General features: G+C 30.1%; 18 protein-coding genes. 16 read left to right on the top strand and 2 right to left on the bottom strand.

All coding sequences use genetic code 11. The features are described from left to right. The first annotated feature begins 97 nt into the window (after nt 1-97). The 14 genes from ABD730_RS13040 to ABD730_RS13105 all read left to right on the top strand — a co-directional run bounded on the left by ABD730_RS13040 (nt 98) and on the right by ABD730_RS13105 (nt 13,329). Nucleotides 98-1,381 carry a hypothetical protein gene (locus tag ABD730_RS13040; protein WP_179350080.1) on the top strand — a complete coding sequence of 428 codons (1,284 nt, stop codon included), beginning with the start codon at nt 98-100 and terminating at the stop codon, nt 1,379-1,381. A 177-nt stretch (nt 1,382-1,558) separates the two neighbouring features. Next, a complete protein-coding gene (locus tag ABD730_RS13045; protein WP_344715252.1) occupies nt 1,559-2,119 on the top strand; it encodes a DUF2004 domain-containing protein in 561 nt (186 codons plus the stop codon). Nucleotides 2,120-2,773: 654 nt separating this feature from the next. Continuing rightward, nucleotides 2,774-3,355: a hypothetical protein gene (locus ABD730_RS13050; protein ID WP_344715254.1), complete on the top strand. Its 582-nt coding sequence runs from the start codon at nt 2,774-2,776 to the stop codon at nt 3,353-3,355. A 784-nt stretch (nt 3,356-4,139) separates the two neighbouring features. Continuing rightward, nucleotides 4,140-4,655 (top strand): hypothetical protein, encoded by a 516-nt coding sequence (locus ABD730_RS13055; RefSeq protein WP_344715256.1) that lies wholly within the window; start codon nt 4,140-4,142, stop codon nt 4,653-4,655. 152 nt (nt 4,656-4,807) lie between these two features. Beyond that, entirely contained in the window at nt 4,808-6,253 is a 1,446-nt protein-coding gene (locus ABD730_RS13060) for a ligand-binding sensor domain-containing protein (protein ID WP_344715258.1), read from the top strand. A gap of 144 nt (nt 6,254-6,397) precedes the next feature. Next, on the top strand, nt 6,398-7,015 hold the full coding sequence (locus ABD730_RS13065; protein ID WP_344715260.1) for a hypothetical protein: 618 nt from the start codon (nt 6,398-6,400) through the stop codon (nt 7,013-7,015). A gap of 183 nt (nt 7,016-7,198) precedes the next feature. Next, the gene (locus tag ABD730_RS13070; RefSeq protein WP_344715262.1) at nt 7,199-7,468 is read left to right on the top strand and encodes a hypothetical protein; all 270 of its coding nucleotides are present in this window, start codon (nt 7,199-7,201) and stop codon (nt 7,466-7,468) included. Nucleotide 7,469: 1 nt separating this feature from the next. Continuing rightward, complete coding sequence (locus ABD730_RS13075) at nt 7,470-8,144, top strand: DUF4145 domain-containing protein (protein WP_344715267.1); 675 nt, start codon at nt 7,470-7,472, stop codon at nt 8,142-8,144. 205 nt (nt 8,145-8,349) lie between these two features. Next, nucleotides 8,350-8,856 carry a hypothetical protein gene (locus tag ABD730_RS13080; protein ID WP_344715269.1) on the top strand — a complete coding sequence of 169 codons (507 nt, stop codon included), beginning with the start codon at nt 8,350-8,352 and terminating at the stop codon, nt 8,854-8,856. A gap of 6 nt (nt 8,857-8,862) precedes the next feature. Then, a complete protein-coding gene (locus tag ABD730_RS13085; protein ID WP_344715271.1) occupies nt 8,863-9,327 on the top strand; it encodes a helix-turn-helix transcriptional regulator in 465 nt (154 codons plus the stop codon). A gap of 150 nt (nt 9,328-9,477) precedes the next feature. Then, on the top strand, nt 9,478-10,563 hold the full coding sequence (locus ABD730_RS13090; RefSeq protein WP_344715273.1) for a hypothetical protein: 1,086 nt from the start codon (nt 9,478-9,480) through the stop codon (nt 10,561-10,563). Between the two features lie 159 nt (nt 10,564-10,722). Further along, nucleotides 10,723-11,589 (top strand): S-4TM family putative pore-forming effector, encoded by an 867-nt coding sequence (locus ABD730_RS13095; RefSeq protein WP_344715275.1) that lies wholly within the window; start codon nt 10,723-10,725, stop codon nt 11,587-11,589. Between the two features lie 2 nt (nt 11,590-11,591). Continuing rightward, the gene (locus ABD730_RS13100) at nt 11,592-12,362 is read left to right on the top strand and encodes an SMODS domain-containing nucleotidyltransferase (RefSeq protein ID WP_344715277.1); all 771 of its coding nucleotides are present in this window, start codon (nt 11,592-11,594) and stop codon (nt 12,360-12,362) included. 160 nt (nt 12,363-12,522) lie between these two features. Next, nucleotides 12,523-13,329, top strand: coding sequence for a hypothetical protein (locus ABD730_RS13105; RefSeq protein ID WP_179350081.1), 807 nt, complete (start codon nt 12,523-12,525; stop codon nt 13,327-13,329). A 749-nt stretch (nt 13,330-14,078) separates the two neighbouring features. Here ABD730_RS13105 and ABD730_RS13110 read toward each other — a convergent pair. Next, the gene (locus ABD730_RS13110) at nt 14,079-14,924 is read right to left on the bottom strand and encodes a hypothetical protein (protein WP_215967206.1); all 846 of its coding nucleotides are present in this window, start codon (nt 14,922-14,924) and stop codon (nt 14,079-14,081) included. A gap of 1 nt (nt 14,925) precedes the next feature. Continuing rightward, complete coding sequence (locus ABD730_RS13115; RefSeq protein WP_215967207.1) at nt 14,926-15,747, bottom strand: HipA family kinase; 822 nt, start codon at nt 15,745-15,747, stop codon at nt 14,926-14,928. 203 nt (nt 15,748-15,950) lie between these two features. On the opposite strand from ABD730_RS13115, the gene ABD730_RS13120 reads away from it, so the two are divergent. Then, nucleotides 15,951-16,661: a hypothetical protein gene (locus ABD730_RS13120; protein WP_344715282.1), complete on the top strand. Its 711-nt coding sequence runs from the start codon at nt 15,951-15,953 to the stop codon at nt 16,659-16,661. 3 nt (nt 16,662-16,664) lie between these two features. Then, entirely contained in the window at nt 16,665-18,245 is a 1,581-nt protein-coding gene (locus ABD730_RS13125) for a hypothetical protein (protein ID WP_344715285.1), read from the top strand. Nucleotides 18,246-18,428: the final 183 nt, after the last annotated feature.

An 18,428-nucleotide genomic window follows, 5' to 3' on the forward strand; every position in this document is an offset into this window, starting at 1 on the left:
GGTTTTTATTTGCTAACTTACTCGCTTATAACACGCAACAAATCATATACGAGACCGTTGTGCGTCATTTGACAAAAATCGAGCGAAACAGAAAAAAATGAAATTTTATTTAAAACTACTTCTTCTCTCAATAACGCTTTTAGCTATTAGTTGTAAAGAAAATGCAACCAAACAAAAGACAGACAAAACTGAAAAGCAAATTGAAATAAAAAAGAAAAAAAAACTACTTCAAGATTCGGTGATTGCTCAAAACAAAATTCAAAAACCAAAATATTACATACATAAATTTGTTAATGCTAAGTCTGGCTTAAATTATAGAGATTCACCTAATGGAATTATTTTAGATAAATTTCCTTTAAATACACGACTTAAAATACTTGAAAATACAGAAATATTTGACCAAATAGAAGATGAAGGAAAAAAAATAAAAGGTGAATGGCTTGGTGTTGATAAAGACAATGATACGGTTTATGTATTTAGTACATTTTTGTCAGATTTTTACAACTATTCCGATATAGGGCTTTTTTACGCAAGTCCTTACAATAAATCTTATGATAAAACAAGTCAAGGTTTTGTTAATCTTTCCGAAATATATCCTTTAGACTTTAATGAGAATAAGAGCACTATAATACCAGAAAACGATTTGGGTAAAGACCCTGTGAAATTTAACAAAACCCAAAGAAAAAAGATTTTTAAGACAATGGAGATTTCGAATAGAGATACTCTTTACATATTTAACTTTGACAAAGATTCAATCTTTAAGTATCCAACAAGTAATTTAACTGCGATAGCATATGTAAACCCATATAGTAAGGGCGATAGAAATCTAACAGAAGACGAATATATGATTGGATTAAACTTAGAAGATAAATTCACAACAAAAGGGCAGAACTTTGCCTACATAGGAAAAACAAATCCTTTTCAGACTGGAAAAATCAAACCATTGATTTGGAACAGGACTGATAATCTTAATTTCCCCTTGAAAGAAACTATTATTGACAAACAGACAACTACAGATAATATAACTCTTGAAACCTACACTCTTTCGATATCGAAGTTTAAATATTTTATTCAAAGTCATATTTCTAATAAGAATAATCGCTCTCGTGTTCAAAAGCATCAACTTGTTGTAATAGATACAACTACAAATAAAATAACAACAGAACTAAATTATAATAGTAGCGAAAGTATAAACATAAGTCCAGTTTATAAATCATCTGATGACAAAATGGAACACTACTATAGTTGGACTGGAGAACTATTTAAAAACAAGCCACCAATGATTTATGGCCTTTATGGAAATTCATTTGGATGTTCGACAGTTGACTTCATTTACAAAAATGAACCTTCAATAAGAATATTTTGTGACAATAGACATTAAAAAAAACGAACGCACAACACCGTGTATAATTAATTGCTAGGTCACTGCCAACTTACGAACATTCCTGCGGAATATTCTATCTGTGATTTATTTGCTAAATTAGTTGCTTAACCACGCAACTAACCATACACAATTCCGTTAGCTGTAATTAACTCACTCAATTCTGAAAAACGAAAAATGGGAATATTTGACCTTTTTAAAAAAAATAAAAAAGTACCTGAAAATAGTAAAGTAGAAATCAGAATTTTGGAGAAACCAGATTTTACAGAAATTGACATTGAAAAGTTAGAGAATTATTACAATTGGAAATTGAATTATGGAAAGCGAATAATGAAATTGGATATAAATTTTGAGATTGAATCAATAAATCAATCTAAATTAAATAAAATCCTAGAATTCGTAAACAAAATACCTGAATTTGATATTCAAAATCAAAGTTATATAAAATCGGATTTTGAACAAGACGCAAGTGAAGTATCTGACTATTTGAATTTCTATCTTGATGAACTTGACGAAAGTGAATTAGCTGGAATAATAAACTTGAAAAATCGAAAAGATTCGAGAAATAGTCTTTTAATGGAAAAACTGAATCTTATAAGAGTTGGAATTTATCCACAAGCTTCTTATTTCGGAACTTTTGACTATTCAATTGACATTGGTGGAGAGTCTTGTAATCAGCTCTTAGTTGTGAATATCAATAAAGATGGAACATTAAACCATATAACGTGGGAAAGTTAAAAACGGAATAATAACTACAGCTAACACCGTGTATAATTAATTGCTAGGTTCTAGCCTACTTGCGAATATTCCTTCGGAATATTCGCAGGTTCGTGAAAGTTTGCTAATTTAGTTGCTTAACCACGCAACTAACCATACACAAAACCGTTAGCAATAATAGTCGCAAACAAACTTCCGTTCCTCTTTAGAAGATTAAAGCCTCTCGTTTTGCCGTTTCCTTTTCTGTGAACTTTGTGCTATTATTCCTTTTTTTAAAATAAAACGCATTAAGATCGTTCTCTATNGTCATGCGTTAGCAAGTTTGCGCTGAAAAATAAAAAAAGGTGTCAGTGCTTTAGTCGAATAAGCAAACACATGCGTGAATTGGGCACAGCTTATCTGCAATGGCTTCTTAAATAAAAAACATGTAATCGTGTTCAGCATTTCTGCTAACTCTAGGCTACGCATTTAAAGTGTTTGCTTTCGGCTGGAAAAATAACACCTCTGATTTACCAAAGTCTGTGCGCGCCTACTCATAGCTAACAATGTATATAATTTATAGCTGCTTCTTGCCTACTGTCGAAAAACCTCTCGGTTTTTCTATTTTGGTTTTTATTTGCTAACTTACTTGCTTAAATAACGCTACAAATCATACACAAAACCGTTGCCAACAATATGAAAAAACGCAGAAACACTAACAAACGAAGTCGATTTTCGATTTTATTTCCAATCCTGACAATACTCGGAATTGGAATTATTGCTGCGTTAACTTCTGGCTATGAAAAAAGTTGGACATTTAATTGGAACGGAATTGAAAGAAATATTAAAGATTCTATTAGTGTTTATGAATATCAATCTATTTCGAGCGGAATTGGAGGAAATGGAAGAGCAATGCCTGAGGAAATAGAAAGTAGAAAATGGATTATGGAAAATGCAACAGAATCTGAACTTCTAAAACTTACGGAATTTCCAAATGGGAATATAAAAGCAATTGCTTACGAGAGATTATTGAGAAAAAAGAATTTCAAAAACAAACCTGAACTGATTTCAAATGCGATTAATGACACAATTTATTCTGTTTATTATCAATCTGGTTGTTTAGGAAACGAATTGAAAGTTGGCGAATATTTGGTTCAAAATGTTTTAATGATTGACAACAGAATTCCACCTTTTCGACCTGAATTAATAAATGATTTTGGACTTTCGGAATTGGAAAAACAAAAAATTCTGACTGAATTTCATAATCGGAAAAAATAAAATACTGTTGGCAACACCGTGTATAATTAATTGCTTTTTACTTGCTTACTTGCGAAAATTCCTGCGGAATTTTCTCGGGTTCGTAAATGTTTGTTAACTTAGTTGCTTAACATCGCAACTAACCATACACAAACACGTTAGCAACAATACGTGCCGAGTGTTTTTTCGTTAGTATTTACAATTTGAAATGCTGTCCGAAATTTAGTTTTATATCTATTAACTTTTAGCTCGAAAAACTTTTTCTTGGAGAACTAAACGCACAAAGGTCGTTGCGTTTTCTGCAAATATCTCGTGCTGTCCCGAAACAATTTTTCAGCGTATTTTTTTAAGTTGTTTAAGTATTCTATTTCGTTGGAAAATCCGCTTATTTCTGTTCCTGCATTCGGCATTTCTCAGAAAGTTAAGGCTTACGTTCTGTATCGTTCTTTTCCAAAAAAAAGCGTCATTGCTATGAGAAACTGCGCAACCAGATGCGTCGAAAGGCATCGCATTTTTACAATGGACGCTGGAATTAAAGTGGACGTTATAAATAATCCAGCATTTTTGCGGTTGATTAGTTTCAGCATCTCAATGTTTGCGCTTAGAGAACAGACTAACTCAAAGCTTTCACTTTGGTCTGTACGCACTAAAGTAGCTAACAACGTGTATAATTAATTGCTTTTTAAGTGCCTACTTGCGAAAATTCCTGCGGAATTTTCTCGGGTTCGTAAAAGTTTGCTAACTTAGTTGTTTAACCACGCAACTAACCATACACAAGACCGTTGTAATGCATTTGAGAAAAATAATGAAGAAAATAATAATCATACTTATTTTGATTTTTAATTGTGGATTGATTTTCTCACAATCTGACAGTCTTAAAATGCGACAAATCGAAATAAAATCTGCTAAACTTAACGAACAGTCCAATAAAATACTCGAAAAGCGAAAATTTGAAACTGACAGTATAAAACACGAAGCAAAACTATACACAAATAAAGTCTATGTGGAAAGTAAATTTCAAAATAGCGGAACTTATCTTGATTCAGAATTATATTTTGAAAATGGAAAAATTCTCTTCGTGAAAATTGCGGAAAAAAGTCCCGATTTTAAAAACGAAGATGATGCGTGGAAATTTACAGAATACTATTATGAAAATGGAATCTTAATTCTCGAAAATTATTACATCCAAATTCCGAGCGTAATGATGTGTGTTGGAATGCCAATGGATAAAGACTGGCACGAATTATATGGATATAATCGAAATTTGACAGATGAATTTTTAAAACAACTGACAAAAACAATAATTGAAAAAACGAAATAAAAACGCATTACAACAATGGCTATAAGTAATTGCTTCTACTCGCCTACTTCTGAAAATCCTCGCGGATTTTCAGATTGGTGTGTACTTGGGAAATTATTGCTAAATTTACGCAACTACTCATAGCCTAACCGTTGCCAGTAATACTGAAAAAAATGACGAAACAAATTTTAACGTTATTAATTCTATTGACATTTTTCAATAGTACAGCCCAAAATCTATTCTCTGAACAATTCGATGATTGCCATCAAGCAAGATTTAGTTTCTGTTTGGATTGTGGAGAGACAAAAGCACAATCGAAGTCAGACATAAATGAATACTTCAAAAAACAATTGACCAACATTTCGCCAAAATTAAGCGGACAAATTTTTGTTCAAGTCATAATTGACTCAATTGGAAATCAATGTGTTAAAAGTCTTCAATCAAATACAAACAAAAGCATTAAAAAACTTAATCTAAAAGACAAAATTAATTCAATGTCTAATTGGAAGCCAGCTATTAGTAATGGAAAAGAACAAAGTGCGACAGTAGTTTTGGAGTTCACATTTAGTAATGGACAGGTCGAGACAAAATATAAACGATTTGACACAAAAAATCAGTCAAATATGAAATCGGTAGGACCAGTTGAGATTGATAGAAAAGGAAAATATAAAAACAAACTTGACCCCAATTCTATTGAAGTATTTACAACACAAAATTCAATTATTCCTTGGGATATGTCACGTGCAATTACTATTGACAAAAATAATGTTATTTGGTTTGGTACAGACAATGGAATTGTGAAAATCGTAAATCAGAAAATGGAATTGATAAATCAAACTAATTCACCTTTAAGAGTTACAAAATATAATAAAAACAAATCCAATTCTATAATGGATGCAGTTGTTGATAGTCAAAATAACAAATGGTTTTCAGATGGATACAATGCGTATAAATTTGATGATAAAAATTGGACTGTTTATGATTCTCTAAATTCAAAAATGAGATGGTCAACAAAAATTTATGCTGACAAATCAAACAATGTATATTTTACTACTTTCAAAGGTTTGGTTGTTTATGATGGTCAAAATTGGTCTGTAATGGATTCTATAAACACAAAACTTCCTTCTAATCGAGTTATGGGAGTTTTTAGAGACAGTAAAAACAGGCTTTGGATTGGAACCAATAAAGGAAATATTAGAATAGATGGGCAAACTGTAACAGAATTTAAAGATTCTGAAACGCCTTTAGCTACTTCAACTCTAATCAAAGGACACGAAGATTCTGAAGGAAATATTTGGTTCTCATTATACGAGAAATTTCCCCAAACAAAAGGATTTGCAAAATTCAAAACTGATGGAACTTGGGAAATTATAAATACCGAAAATACAGACATTCCAAGAAACGATGTTTTGGACTTTGCAATTGACGAAAAAAACAATCGAATTTGGTTAAGTTTGAACAGAGTTGGACTTTCAATGTTCGATGGCGAAAATTGGCAAACTTTCACGCCAGAAAATTCAAACGTTCCAAGTACTTATATACAAAGTATTACGATAGATGAAAATGGAAACCTATGGTGTGCGACTTTTGCTGGACTATTGAAAATTAAAATGGAATAAAGTACTACTGGCAACAATGGCTATAAACAATTGGGGCGAAAGTGATAAAACGAAAGTATAAACATAAAACTAAGGTTGGTGTTAAACCGAAAAGTTAGGGCATAAAATCCCCAACTGTTCATAGCCGAGACCGTTGCCACACATTTGAAAAAAGCAATCTACATAGCATTAATATTCGGAATTCTGATTTCTTGCAGACAGAAAGACAGAACAAAACAAGCGGAAATTGAACCGAGTGAGATTCGTGAATATCCAACTGACCGAGAATTTAAAATAGATGTTGGAGAATTAATCGGACTTGATACGACTGACTTAAATTTTAAGCAAATAACTAATAGAATTAGTTCTTTTCAAGAAGAAAGTTATGGGCAACTTAAAGTAGAGTTTGAAGATAACAAAATAAAAAAACGATTAACGCCTTATGTTTATGACGAAGGATTAATAAAACAGAAGAATATTTTACGAATAAAATCTGACTCAATTTTAATTGACGATGGATATTCAATCGATGAACTGAAACGAATTTTAAAGAGACACTATTTGAATAAAGGTAAGGTTCCTTATTATTCCGATTCACCTCAAAAAGCACTTGTTGAAGTAACAATCGATACGAGTAAAAACGGAAAAGAACTTAAAGAGGTGTTGATAAAACTAACAAGCACATTTGACGAGATAAAAGAAGAAATAAATGACTCTATCGAATTAAGAGTTTTCTTTGATTATTTCAGGCAAATTCCGCCACCACCAATGCCACTAAAATGAACTAAAAAAAATATGAAAAAGGAATAAAAAACGTGTGGCAACAACGTGTATAATTAATGGCTAGTTCTCGCCTACTTACGAAAATCCTCGCGGATTTTCTATTCGGTTTTTATTTACTAAATTAGTTGCTTAAACACGCCACTAATCATACACAAAACCGTTGTGCATAATTTGAAGAAACATATGGAACATTTTAATTTTGAATTGGAAGAAAAATTTGACAAAGGAAATTTTAATGAATATTTGGCTGATGCTAAAACCTCTATCGCTGCAGAAAATGGACCTGTAGATTTTGAAGTGACAGAAAATATCATAAACAAAATTTTCAATGGTTATACTGGTGTTTATGAAAAATACAACATCATAAAAGAAGGAGTTCTAATTGGATTTTTAGAAGCTTTCGTTGATAATAATTTAGAATATATGAACATTTTCACAAGCCCACTTAATTAATATGATTTGTCCACACTGTTCCACTGCTGCAAAATACGAATGGAAAACCACTCAAGCGATGAAAGTTGATGAAGAGGAATCTAAAGGAACTAAAATAGCATACTCAACTTGCCCAAATTGTGAAGAAATAGTTGTTTATCTGCAAAGAGGTGAATTAGAATATGACAATATTGGAATGGACTACTTTGAGGATATAGAATGGCAAAAAATGATATATCCTAAAAAGGAGAATTTTACAAATTCAGATGATATTCCAAAATTATATTTAGAGGATTATGAGGAATCCGTAAAAGTTCTTTCAGCAAGTCCTAAAGCATCTGCTGCATTAAGCAGAAGACTTTTGCAAAATATTTTAAGAGAAGAATATAAAATTAAAGAAAAGACTTTGGTTCAAGAAATTCAAAATTTTATTGAATTAGAAGGAATTCCTTCACATTTAACTGATGCTGTTGATGCTGTTAGGAACATTGGAAATTTAGCTGCTCACCCAACTAAAAACAAAAATACGGGAGAAATAGTATCTGTAGAAAATGGAGAGGCTGAATGGCTAATCGAAGTTATAGAAGCTCTGTTCGATTTTACTTTTATTCAACCTTTGAAACTTCAAAGAAGACGGAAAGAACTAAACTTGAAATTAGAACAGATTGGAAAACCTGAAATGAAGAAGAAAGAATAAAAACTATGCACAACACTGTATATAATTTATTGCTTGGTCCTAGCCTACTTACGAAAATCCTCGCGGATTTTCTATTCGGTTTTTATTTGTTAACTTAGTTGCTTAACCACGCAACAAACCATATACAAACACGTTGGCATTCATTTAAAAAATAATTGTACAATTTGTATAATTTTCGTATCTTTGACTTATAACAAAGATTTGAATGAATGTAAAAATCCTAGAAACGGCAACCAAATCCGAAATTAAATCCCAAATTTATTTGGTGACAAAAAACAAGTCGAAATTACCTTCGCTAAATGAAGGATGGAGATTTAATTTTAGTAAACACTCAAAAACGAAGGATTACGAGACTTACATCTTAACGACTGACAAAACACCTGAAATAATTGAGGGATGTTTGATAATAGATACTAAAAGTCCTCATCAAGTTTATATGGCTTTTGTTGAGGTTGCACCGCATAACAGAGGTGATAAAAAAAGATACGAAAGAGTTGCAGGTTGTTTAATAGCTTTTGCTTGTAGACAAAGTTTCATTAATGACAAAGAAGGTTATCTCGCTTTTGATGTACTAGAAGAAAAAAAAGTGAATGAAACAAAACTAATGACGTTGTATAGTAAAAAGTATAATGCTGTGAGATTAGACACATCTACAACAATGATTATTCTACCTGAAGGTAGTGAAAAACTCATTAATGAATTTTTAAATTAGAAGGTTATGAAAAATATAGAAATCTTACCTAAAGATATTTGGAACGATGACAAACTCAATAAAATAAATGAGTTTGTCAGAAAGCATTCTGACAATCAACCTAAAGAAAGAAAAATTAGAAATAAACTTCTTTCCATTCAATATAAACTAGAAGACTATATTGAAAGAGATGATATTAAAGAAAATGAGATTCTTGACATTTTGGACTTTGTGAAATTGTACTTAAAGGTCTTTGACATTACCAAAAAAGATTTAGCTAAATATTTTGGAATGAGAGACAGTAACCTTCATAAATATTTAACGGGTAAAAGAAAACTGAATCCTGAAGTTGTGCTTAAAATTAGTTCCTTTTCTCGAACAAAACCTGAATATTGGTATAGAGTTCAAGTTAAAAACGAAATAGTAAAATTAAAAAAAGAGGACCGAAAAGAATATGACAAATATGACTATGAAAAGTTATTGTCTATATAAAAAACGAAATGCCAACAATGGCTATAAGTAATTGCTTGTTCTCGCCTATTTTGGAAATTTCTGAGGAATTCCCAACTTGGTGTGTACTTGTAAAGTTAAGTGCTAAAACACGCAACTACTCATAGCCTAGACCGTTGCCAGTAATATAAAATGACCGACGAACTAAAGAAATACGAATCCACAATAAAGAAGAAACATAGCTTCAATTGGACACCAAAATTTGAAGAAGAAATAAGAACGGATTTAAATAAAACTGTAATTATTCCGATTGTAATTCAAACTTTTGAAAAGTTAGGTTGGGATTTAGTCTACCAAGATGAAAAAAGTGCTGAAGCTAAACGAAAAGGAGATTGGAATCGATGGACTGAAAAAATAGCTATTTCTTTCGATTACGGTAAGTTGACAATAAAAAGTGTTTCGCTTGGAAACGAAATGTGGGATAATGGACGAAATTCTAAACGAGTAAAATTATTTATTCACGCATTTAAAAAAACTGAACAGGAATTTGACAGAGAAACTTTAGCTGAATTAGAGAAAGAAGTAGAGAAAAAAAATAATTGGGATGATTATGAAATCCCTGAAAACCTACCACAACCAAAAATCAGAAAAGAACCTCAAATATGGATTCCAATCGTTGGAGGTTTAATTACTTCTTTATTATTAGGTTTTATTGTTGCATATCTTTCTGTAAACGGAATATACATAATTGGAATTTTTGAAGTTGGAGTCGCAATTATAATGGGCTTTGTTTTAAAACAGCTTATTAAAGTGAGTAATTACACTTTCTATGACCATTTGCACTACCTATTAATCGGAATGATTCTTATAACATATATTTCAAATCAGTATTTTCAATATCAAATAATATTAAATGAAAATAACTTTCAACCTTTTAGTTTTTGGGAATTTATGCAAGCAAGATTTGAAGCTGGATTAACGATTAAAAAGCTAAATACCGGTTGGATAGGATTATTAATCAGTTGGATTTTACAATTAGTAATCACCTATTTTGTTGGTGCTTTAAGACTTTCCTCAGGTTTAATTGCATATCAACTTGAAAGAGTTCCAATGGAAGTTGTTGATTTTGCTTACTATTATTTTGTAAAAGAAAAAACAGAAGAGCAAGTAAGAACAGAATTATCCAAAATGGGTTGGGATAAATTACAAGACCAAGACGAAGTATTTGAATCTATTGGAGCAATTCAAGGAGCGACTGAATTTAGGCGAATGGAATAAAATACTACTGGCAACACCGTGTATAATTAATTGCTTTTTAGAGCTTACTTGCGAAAATTCCTGCGGAATTTTCTCTGGCAAGTATTTGTTTACTAAATTAGTTGCTTAACCACGCAACTAACCATACACAAACACGTTAGCACCAATTAGAACGCAACTATGAACAATATTACAACTGAACAAAATAATCCCAACCTAATTGAGCTACTAAAAGCACAAAGAATTGCCTATAGCCAATGTAAAAGATTTCAGTTTTTTGATGTCATTAGTATTCTAATAGCCATATCATTTCCTTTAATTGCTTTGATTAAACCCGAATTTCAAAATCCTATAAATGCTTTTGGAGTTTTATGGACTGTTGCTTACTTATTGACCGAGCTATACAGAAAGAGTAAAACAACCCAAGGTGCAACAATTCAAGAACAATTTGACACAGAATTATACGGACTATCTTGGAATAATATACTCTGTAAAAGCAAAGTTAATGTTGATACAATTCAGGAACTATCTTCCAAATACAAAAAAAATGACTTGCAAAATTGGTACTCTATAAAGATTGACAATTCTCTACCAAAAGAAATTGCAATCATACTTTGCCAAAGAATCAATTTTTCTTGGGAAATTAATCAGCGTAAGAAATTTGTTGGTTTTCTTTCGGTGATTACAATAGTTTATTATCTAATTTATATTGTAATCGGATTTACTCAAAACATTGGGTTTTTCGACTTATTAATTCTGCTTTCACCATCTATTCCATTTCTTGTTTTTAGTGTTCAAAATATATTATCACTAAGAAGTCATATAAAGTCTAAAAATGAAACTTTGAACTTTATAGATGCGGAATTAGAAAATTACAAAGCCAATAGAAGCGTACCTTCTTCGGAAAATTTAAGACAAATTCAAGATACGATATTTACAGAGCGTACAGTTCCTGAAAAAGTTCCTGATTGGTTTTATCGTCTTAATAAGACAAATAACGAAAAATTCATTGATAACCTTATTGTAAAAATTCAGAGCAACTTCTAAAAATGTCAGTACTAACACATCTTCAAGATACCGTAAGCGCAATTAAAATTGCAGAATGGGAAAGAATCTCAATTGATACCTCTATAAATACATTATCAAGAAAACTTGGTAATCATTTTAATAATTTAAATTCAAAATTTGTTTTTGGTTCGTACGACAGACGTACAATTTTAAGAAGAAGTAAAGACCCAAATTCTGATGTTGATTATATGGTTGTATTTAACGATGGTGCAAATTATCGACCTCAAACCTTAATGACACGATTGAAAACATTTGCCGAGGCAAATTATTCTCGAAATGACATTAAACAATCGTCACCAACAATTGTGATTGAAATGAGTTCTATAAAATTTGAGTTAGCACCTGCTTATGTGAGTTGGGGCACATATTATATACCAGCACCTGCAAGTTCCTATACTGACTGGATTTCTACAAATCCAAGTGGAATGAAAACTGAATTGGACACAAAGCACAGACTAAATAATTACGTCATAAAAGATTTAATTCAACTTCTTAAATACTGGAATGTAAAAAATGGTAAAGTTTATTCGTCTTATGAAATCGAAAGATATGTTTTAGACAAATGGTTTTTTTCTTGTACTAATCTTAAAGAATATTTTTATAATGCAGTTGAAGGGTTATCGACTTATGGTAAATCAATATATAACACATCAAAAGTCAATAGACTGAAAGGAGTTATTGCTGCAGCTAAAAGATACGAACTAAATGGAATGCCTGTTTCAGCCGAAGTTGAAATTAAAAAAGAAATATAACTGGTGCTAACACCGTATATAATTTATTGCTAGTTCTAGCCTGCTTACGAAAATCCTCGCGGATTTTCTATTCGGTTTGTATTTGCTAAATTACGTGCTAAACCACGCAACTAATCTTATACAAAACCGTTAGCCATTATTAGAAAAACGAAACTCACGAATGAATAATACACCAAGAAAAGTAAACTTTTCGACTATAATTAATATTTTGAAAAAGAAACCGATATCAATAATTTTTGGGTTTGGTTTCACTGTTTTTCCATTATTCATTGCTACAATTTTATTAATAATATTTTTATCACTTGGAAATGAAACACCAAAAGTTGATTATGAATTAATAAATACTAAAGGAAAACAAATTACAGCCCAAATAACAGATATTGATACACAGTATAATGTTACTATTAATGGCGTTCATCCAACAATTATATCATACAAATATTCAGAGAATGGAAAAGAAACTGAATCTAAATATAAAGTTCTTGAAGAAAGAAAAATAGAAAAATTAGAAATTGGAAACAGTATACAAATTAAAGAACTTAATGGAAATTCGATATTGAAAGACTTAAAACCATATGATTTTGAATCAGGTTTCTTATTACTATTTCCTATTCCATTTCTGGTTATTGGATTACCTTTTCTAATTTATTCAATTCGAAACTTGAAAAAAGAGGTCAAACTCTGCAAATTTGGAAAAGTGCTTAAAGGAAAAATCGTTTCTATGATACCAAAATCTGGACTTCCAATATCTAACGCTGGACAAGGGATTATTGTGCATTATGAATATCAAACATTGAGCGGAAACAAGATTATTGGAGAATCATTTACAACTGATTTTTCAATTATGAGCGACAAAAAAAAAGGTGATTTTGTTCCAATTTTCGTCTCGCCTGAAAATGAGAAAAAATCTTGTATTGTTCCTAAATTACAGTCATTGAGAAATAATTGGAATATTGAATTTGAATAAAATAACAATGGCTAACACCGTGTATAATTCATTGCTAGTTATAGCCTACTTACGAAAGTCCTCGCGGACTTTCTATCTGTGATTTATTTGCTAAATTTAGTGCTTAAACACGCAACGAAATCATACACAAACACGTTAGCTTTAATGCTGGAGCAAGTTTGCGGTTTGAAAAAAGCCTGGTTTATTTTTCGATTTTTTTTTTAGAATTTTAAGGTAGATAAATCAGAAAAAATGTGTGCGGAATTTCAAAAATTTTCGGAATCATCACTCAAACGTGGATTGAAATACAACAGCGGAATTGCTCACTCAAACTCTGAATGAATTACGGTTGACTTTTTAGCTTGTTTGCGCAATCGGAAGTGGAAAAACAACGCTGGAATTACGCACTCAAACCTGAATTAAAAAACGGTCGGAATTTGAGCGAATTTGCGGAATAAAATAAAAGCGAAAAATGAGAGGAATCGGACTTAAAAGCTGAATAAAATAAATTTAAAACGGATAAAAAAAGCACTAAAAGCTAACACCGTGTATAGTTAATTGCTATTTTTAGATTACGTACGAAAATTCCGCTGGAATTTTCTCAGGTTCGTGAGTATTTGCTAACTTAGTCGCTAAACCACGCAACTAAGCCATACACAAACACGTTGTGCAAAATTTAAAATTACGGCAAGTTTGAAAAATTTAGGAAATAAAATCAATCAGAAATATTAAAAGAAAAATAAAACATTCCGATTTGTTAGTATCTAATTTTAATCAAAAAAAGGTCTAACATTATTTTTTTGAATGTAATCTTCAATAATTCCGACTTCACTAATATCGACAAACTCTAGAAATTCAGTATCTCTAATATGTTCCCATAGCAAATGGTTTTTATTTATTCTCTTTTGAGGTTCTCTTCCCAAAACAAAATACTTTCCTCTAGAGTCACCTTCTAATTCTATAGCTTTTGTTAAAGACACAAATCTAGTAACATCATTTTCAAGATAATAATGACTTTTTTCAAAGTCTATTGTTTGTCCAGCTACAGGTATTCCATTAACACCTATAAAATCTATATCTATTGGTGCAAATAAATTTTCAAAATCATCAGAGGTCAATGTCTTTTCAATGTTAACTTTCTCTTGAATTTTAGGAAATAATTGTTTTTTGACTATAGAATGAACATTAAATTCAGGTTCAACATTCGTGTCATCAGAAAATTTAAAAATATATTTTTCAAAAATTCTTTTAAATGTATTATCATTTAAATCTACATCAATCGTTTTTGGTTCAGAAAACTGAATAATATTATTTGAATATCTAGAAAGATAAACTAAATAACTCTCATTAATCCAATCATTCTTAAAATCTCTTTTAATAAATAATTTATTAGAGTCAACTATATTATCAGAAACAATCTCTTTATCAATTGACTTAAGGTAACTTTTAACTAAACCATATCTCTCACTATTTAAAATACCTTTAAAAGCAGAAAGCTTGTCCGAAGAGAATTTAAAATAATTTTTAGAACCATTAGACACAAGAACGCCTATACTAACTCTTTCATTAAGAGTAGTATTCAAATTAACGTAAAGTATTGAATAAATAGTTTTCATTTTAATTAGCTACAAAAGATTGTATAAACTCTCTAAAGTTCGATTCACATTGATTTTTCCAATCATCAGAAAATAAATTATCAATAATTCTTTTCTTAATTAAGACTTTATCGATATTCCAAGAGTCAGGTACTAAATCTAAAATATCATCTAATTTATTTTCACATTCTTTGGTGCAAATGTATAACATTTCAACCAAGTTATTCACAATGTCTGTTAATTTCCTATCTTTTCCAAATAAAATTTTTGCTATATCTGTTTTAATTATTGAATCATCCTCTGTCAATTCTGCTATTCCATAATCAAGAAAAGTTGAATTAAAAATGTTTACGTGGTCGATTGCATAGAAAAAATTTATTTTATCAGGAGAAACATATAAAAGTAAATTAAAGTTATTATGATTCCTATCTTCATTTGCTGTCCAAATATCAAATAGTGCTATTTTTAAAAAATCCGTCTTATCAGATATTTTATCTCTAAAAGATTTTTCCTGAAACATTGACACCATAGTATGATCTAATTCTTTAGAAGTTTCTAGATATAAAGACCCGAAACATTCCTTTTCAAACCAACCTAACTGTAATTGTGGAAATTTTTCATTTGGAATATGTTCTCTTTTAACATTAATAAAACAAGTTTCGGGTGTTTTAATTCCCCATATTTTAGCAAATTCAGATGCTATCAACTCGTTAAACAAATATTTAGGAAACCTATCATACTTACATACCCAATCTCTGAAATCATCGCAAGTTACAAGTAGCGGACTACTTCCTTGAGTGTCAAAAACTTTATGAACATCTTCAATTGTATGAAGTAATTGCATTAAAATATTTTTATATACTTATTATACAAACAAATATATCAAATAAAAACTTTGCACAACAACGTATATAAAAAATAGCTAAATAATCGCCTAACTTAATTTGTATTGCTTATTTAATAACGTTATTTTAGTCGGAAAAGTATTTGGGTACTTACACGCTACTTTTCATATACAAGACCGTTGTACTTAATGCTGAGAAAAATATGAACATCAAACAATATCTGAGTCAATTAAATGAAAAATCACAAGAGATTTATAACGAAACGATTACTGATGTTGATAATTTAGGTAAAACTCATCATTTTGCATCATTTATTGCTGAGTTTTCTGAAAATATATTTGATGAAAACGAAAAGAAAATGATTTTAACAGTTGCGATACAATTGGAATCTGCAACTTTAAATATGATTTATGGCATGTACAGGCAAGCATATTCTTCCTTAAGATTAGCTTTTGAATTAGGTCTTGGTGCAATTCATTTTTCTGTTCATAAACTTGAACATAATGAGTGGATAAAAGGAAAAAATGATATAAAATGGTCAAAATTAATAGATGAGGATAATGGAGTTATTTCAGTAAGATTTAGCAATGCTTTCTTCCCTGAATTAAAAGACTTAATGAAAAGCTACAACAACAAATCAAAAGATGTTTATCGTAAATTATCTGAATTTGTACATGGCAATAATGGAACTTGGACAAAAAGTGGTTTTACAATTCAATATAACGAAGACTTAAAAAAAGATTATTTTAGCTTGTATAAAATAGTATCAGAAATTTTAATATTTGTAATGTGTTGCAGATATTTAAAAACATTTAATCAACAACAAAAAGAAACAATATCTGTATTCATGCTTGAAGAAATGCAGCATATATCACCTATTAGAGAATTTCTAGGAGGAGTAAAAGAAATATAAAATATGAGTGAATTTAAATTAAGAACAGAAAGTATTAAAGATGATGACATAATATCATTAGCTGTAAAAAATGAAAATGATAAAAAAATTATTAAATCACTTACATCTTCCGAACCTTGTCTTTTAGAAGGCTCTAGAGGAACAGGGAAATCGTTTCTAATGAAAATATCCCAAATTAATTTAGAAAAGAAAACATCTACTTTATCAATTTTCATCTCTTTCAATATTAGTTCTTTAATTAATACTGGCGACCATTTACAATTTTATCATTGGATGTTAGCTAAAACTTTAAGAGCATTATTAAATAAATTAAGAAAAAAAGGATTATCAATTTCTAATTATTCTAAAACTCTATTGAGTAATGATACATCTGAAAATGAAGAAACAATTGAAAATAATTTAAAAACAATTGTAAAGCTTTTTGAAAATTCTTACAACAAAAGAACAACAGATGTTGATATTGATACACTTCCTGATATCGAAGATGTAAAAGAAGCAATTAAAGAAATCTGTAAGGAGAATGATTTAGACAGAATATACTTTTTCTTTGATGAAGCAGCTCATGTATTCAGACCAGAACAACAAAGACAATTTTTTAATTTATTTAAAGATTTAAGGTCACCATATATAACTTGTAATGCAGCTATTTATCCTGGAGTTACACACTTTGGAGATTCATTCGAACCAATTCATGATTGCATTTACGAAGTTTTAGATAGAAATATTGCTGATAATGACTATTTAGAATATTTCAAAAAAATGGTTTTAAAACAGGCTGATACAAGTTTAAAAAAGAATATTAAAGACCAAGGACAATTATTTAACACTTTAGCTTTATCCTGTGGAGGAAATCCAAGAATTTTATTAAAAACCATTCAAGAAATGGAAAAATTTAATACTTCGGAAGTAAATAAAGTTATTAAAGATTTTTATCGTGTAAAAATATGGTCTGAACACACAGAATTAGGCGAAAAATATAAAGGTCATCAATTTCTAATTGATTGGGGAAGAGATTTTTTAGAAAAAACAGTTATTCCAACAGTTATAGCGAATGAAAAATCTAGTATCTATTTTTGGATTAACAAAGATATTCCAGAAACAATAAAAGAATCTTTGAGACTTTTAACTTATACAGGTATAATAAAAAAATTAGATACTAGCACACGTTCACATGGCGATTTAGGTATAAGGTATGAAATTAAATATGGCTGCATCATTGCGTTAGATTCTAATCCTAATCTATACTCTACTGAACTATTAAAATTACGCTCGATTAGACAATTTACAGCTTTCGGTAAAAATCATAGCGATTATGAAAAAATTGAAAATTTATCAGCATCAATTCTAGAAGATGAACAATATCGTGAATCACTTGAAAGTATGCTTAGTAAATCTATTAATGTGCTCTCATTGACAAATTGGCAAAAAGCAAGATTAATAGATTCTAAATTTGTTACAATTAGAGATTTATATGGTTTAAAAGAAAAAGATTTGATTGAAAAAATATACAATGTAGGTCCTGTTCGTGCTAGAATAATGATGAATGCAGCAAATTCTGAATTGTTAGAATATATTTCGGGATAAAGCACTAAAGTACAACACCGTATATAATTTATTGCTGGCTTCTCGCCTACTTACGAAAGTCCTCGCGGACTTTCTTGGTCGGTAATTATTTACTAAATTAGTTGTTTAAACCACGCAACAAACCATATACAAACACGTTAGCAAACATTTTGCTGCAAATCAACAATTTCAAGGCTTTCACGA

This window comes from Winogradskyella damuponensis, from assembly GCF_039538385.1.
Taxonomy (GTDB): domain Bacteria; phylum Bacteroidota; class Bacteroidia; order Flavobacteriales; family Flavobacteriaceae; genus Winogradskyella; species Winogradskyella damuponensis.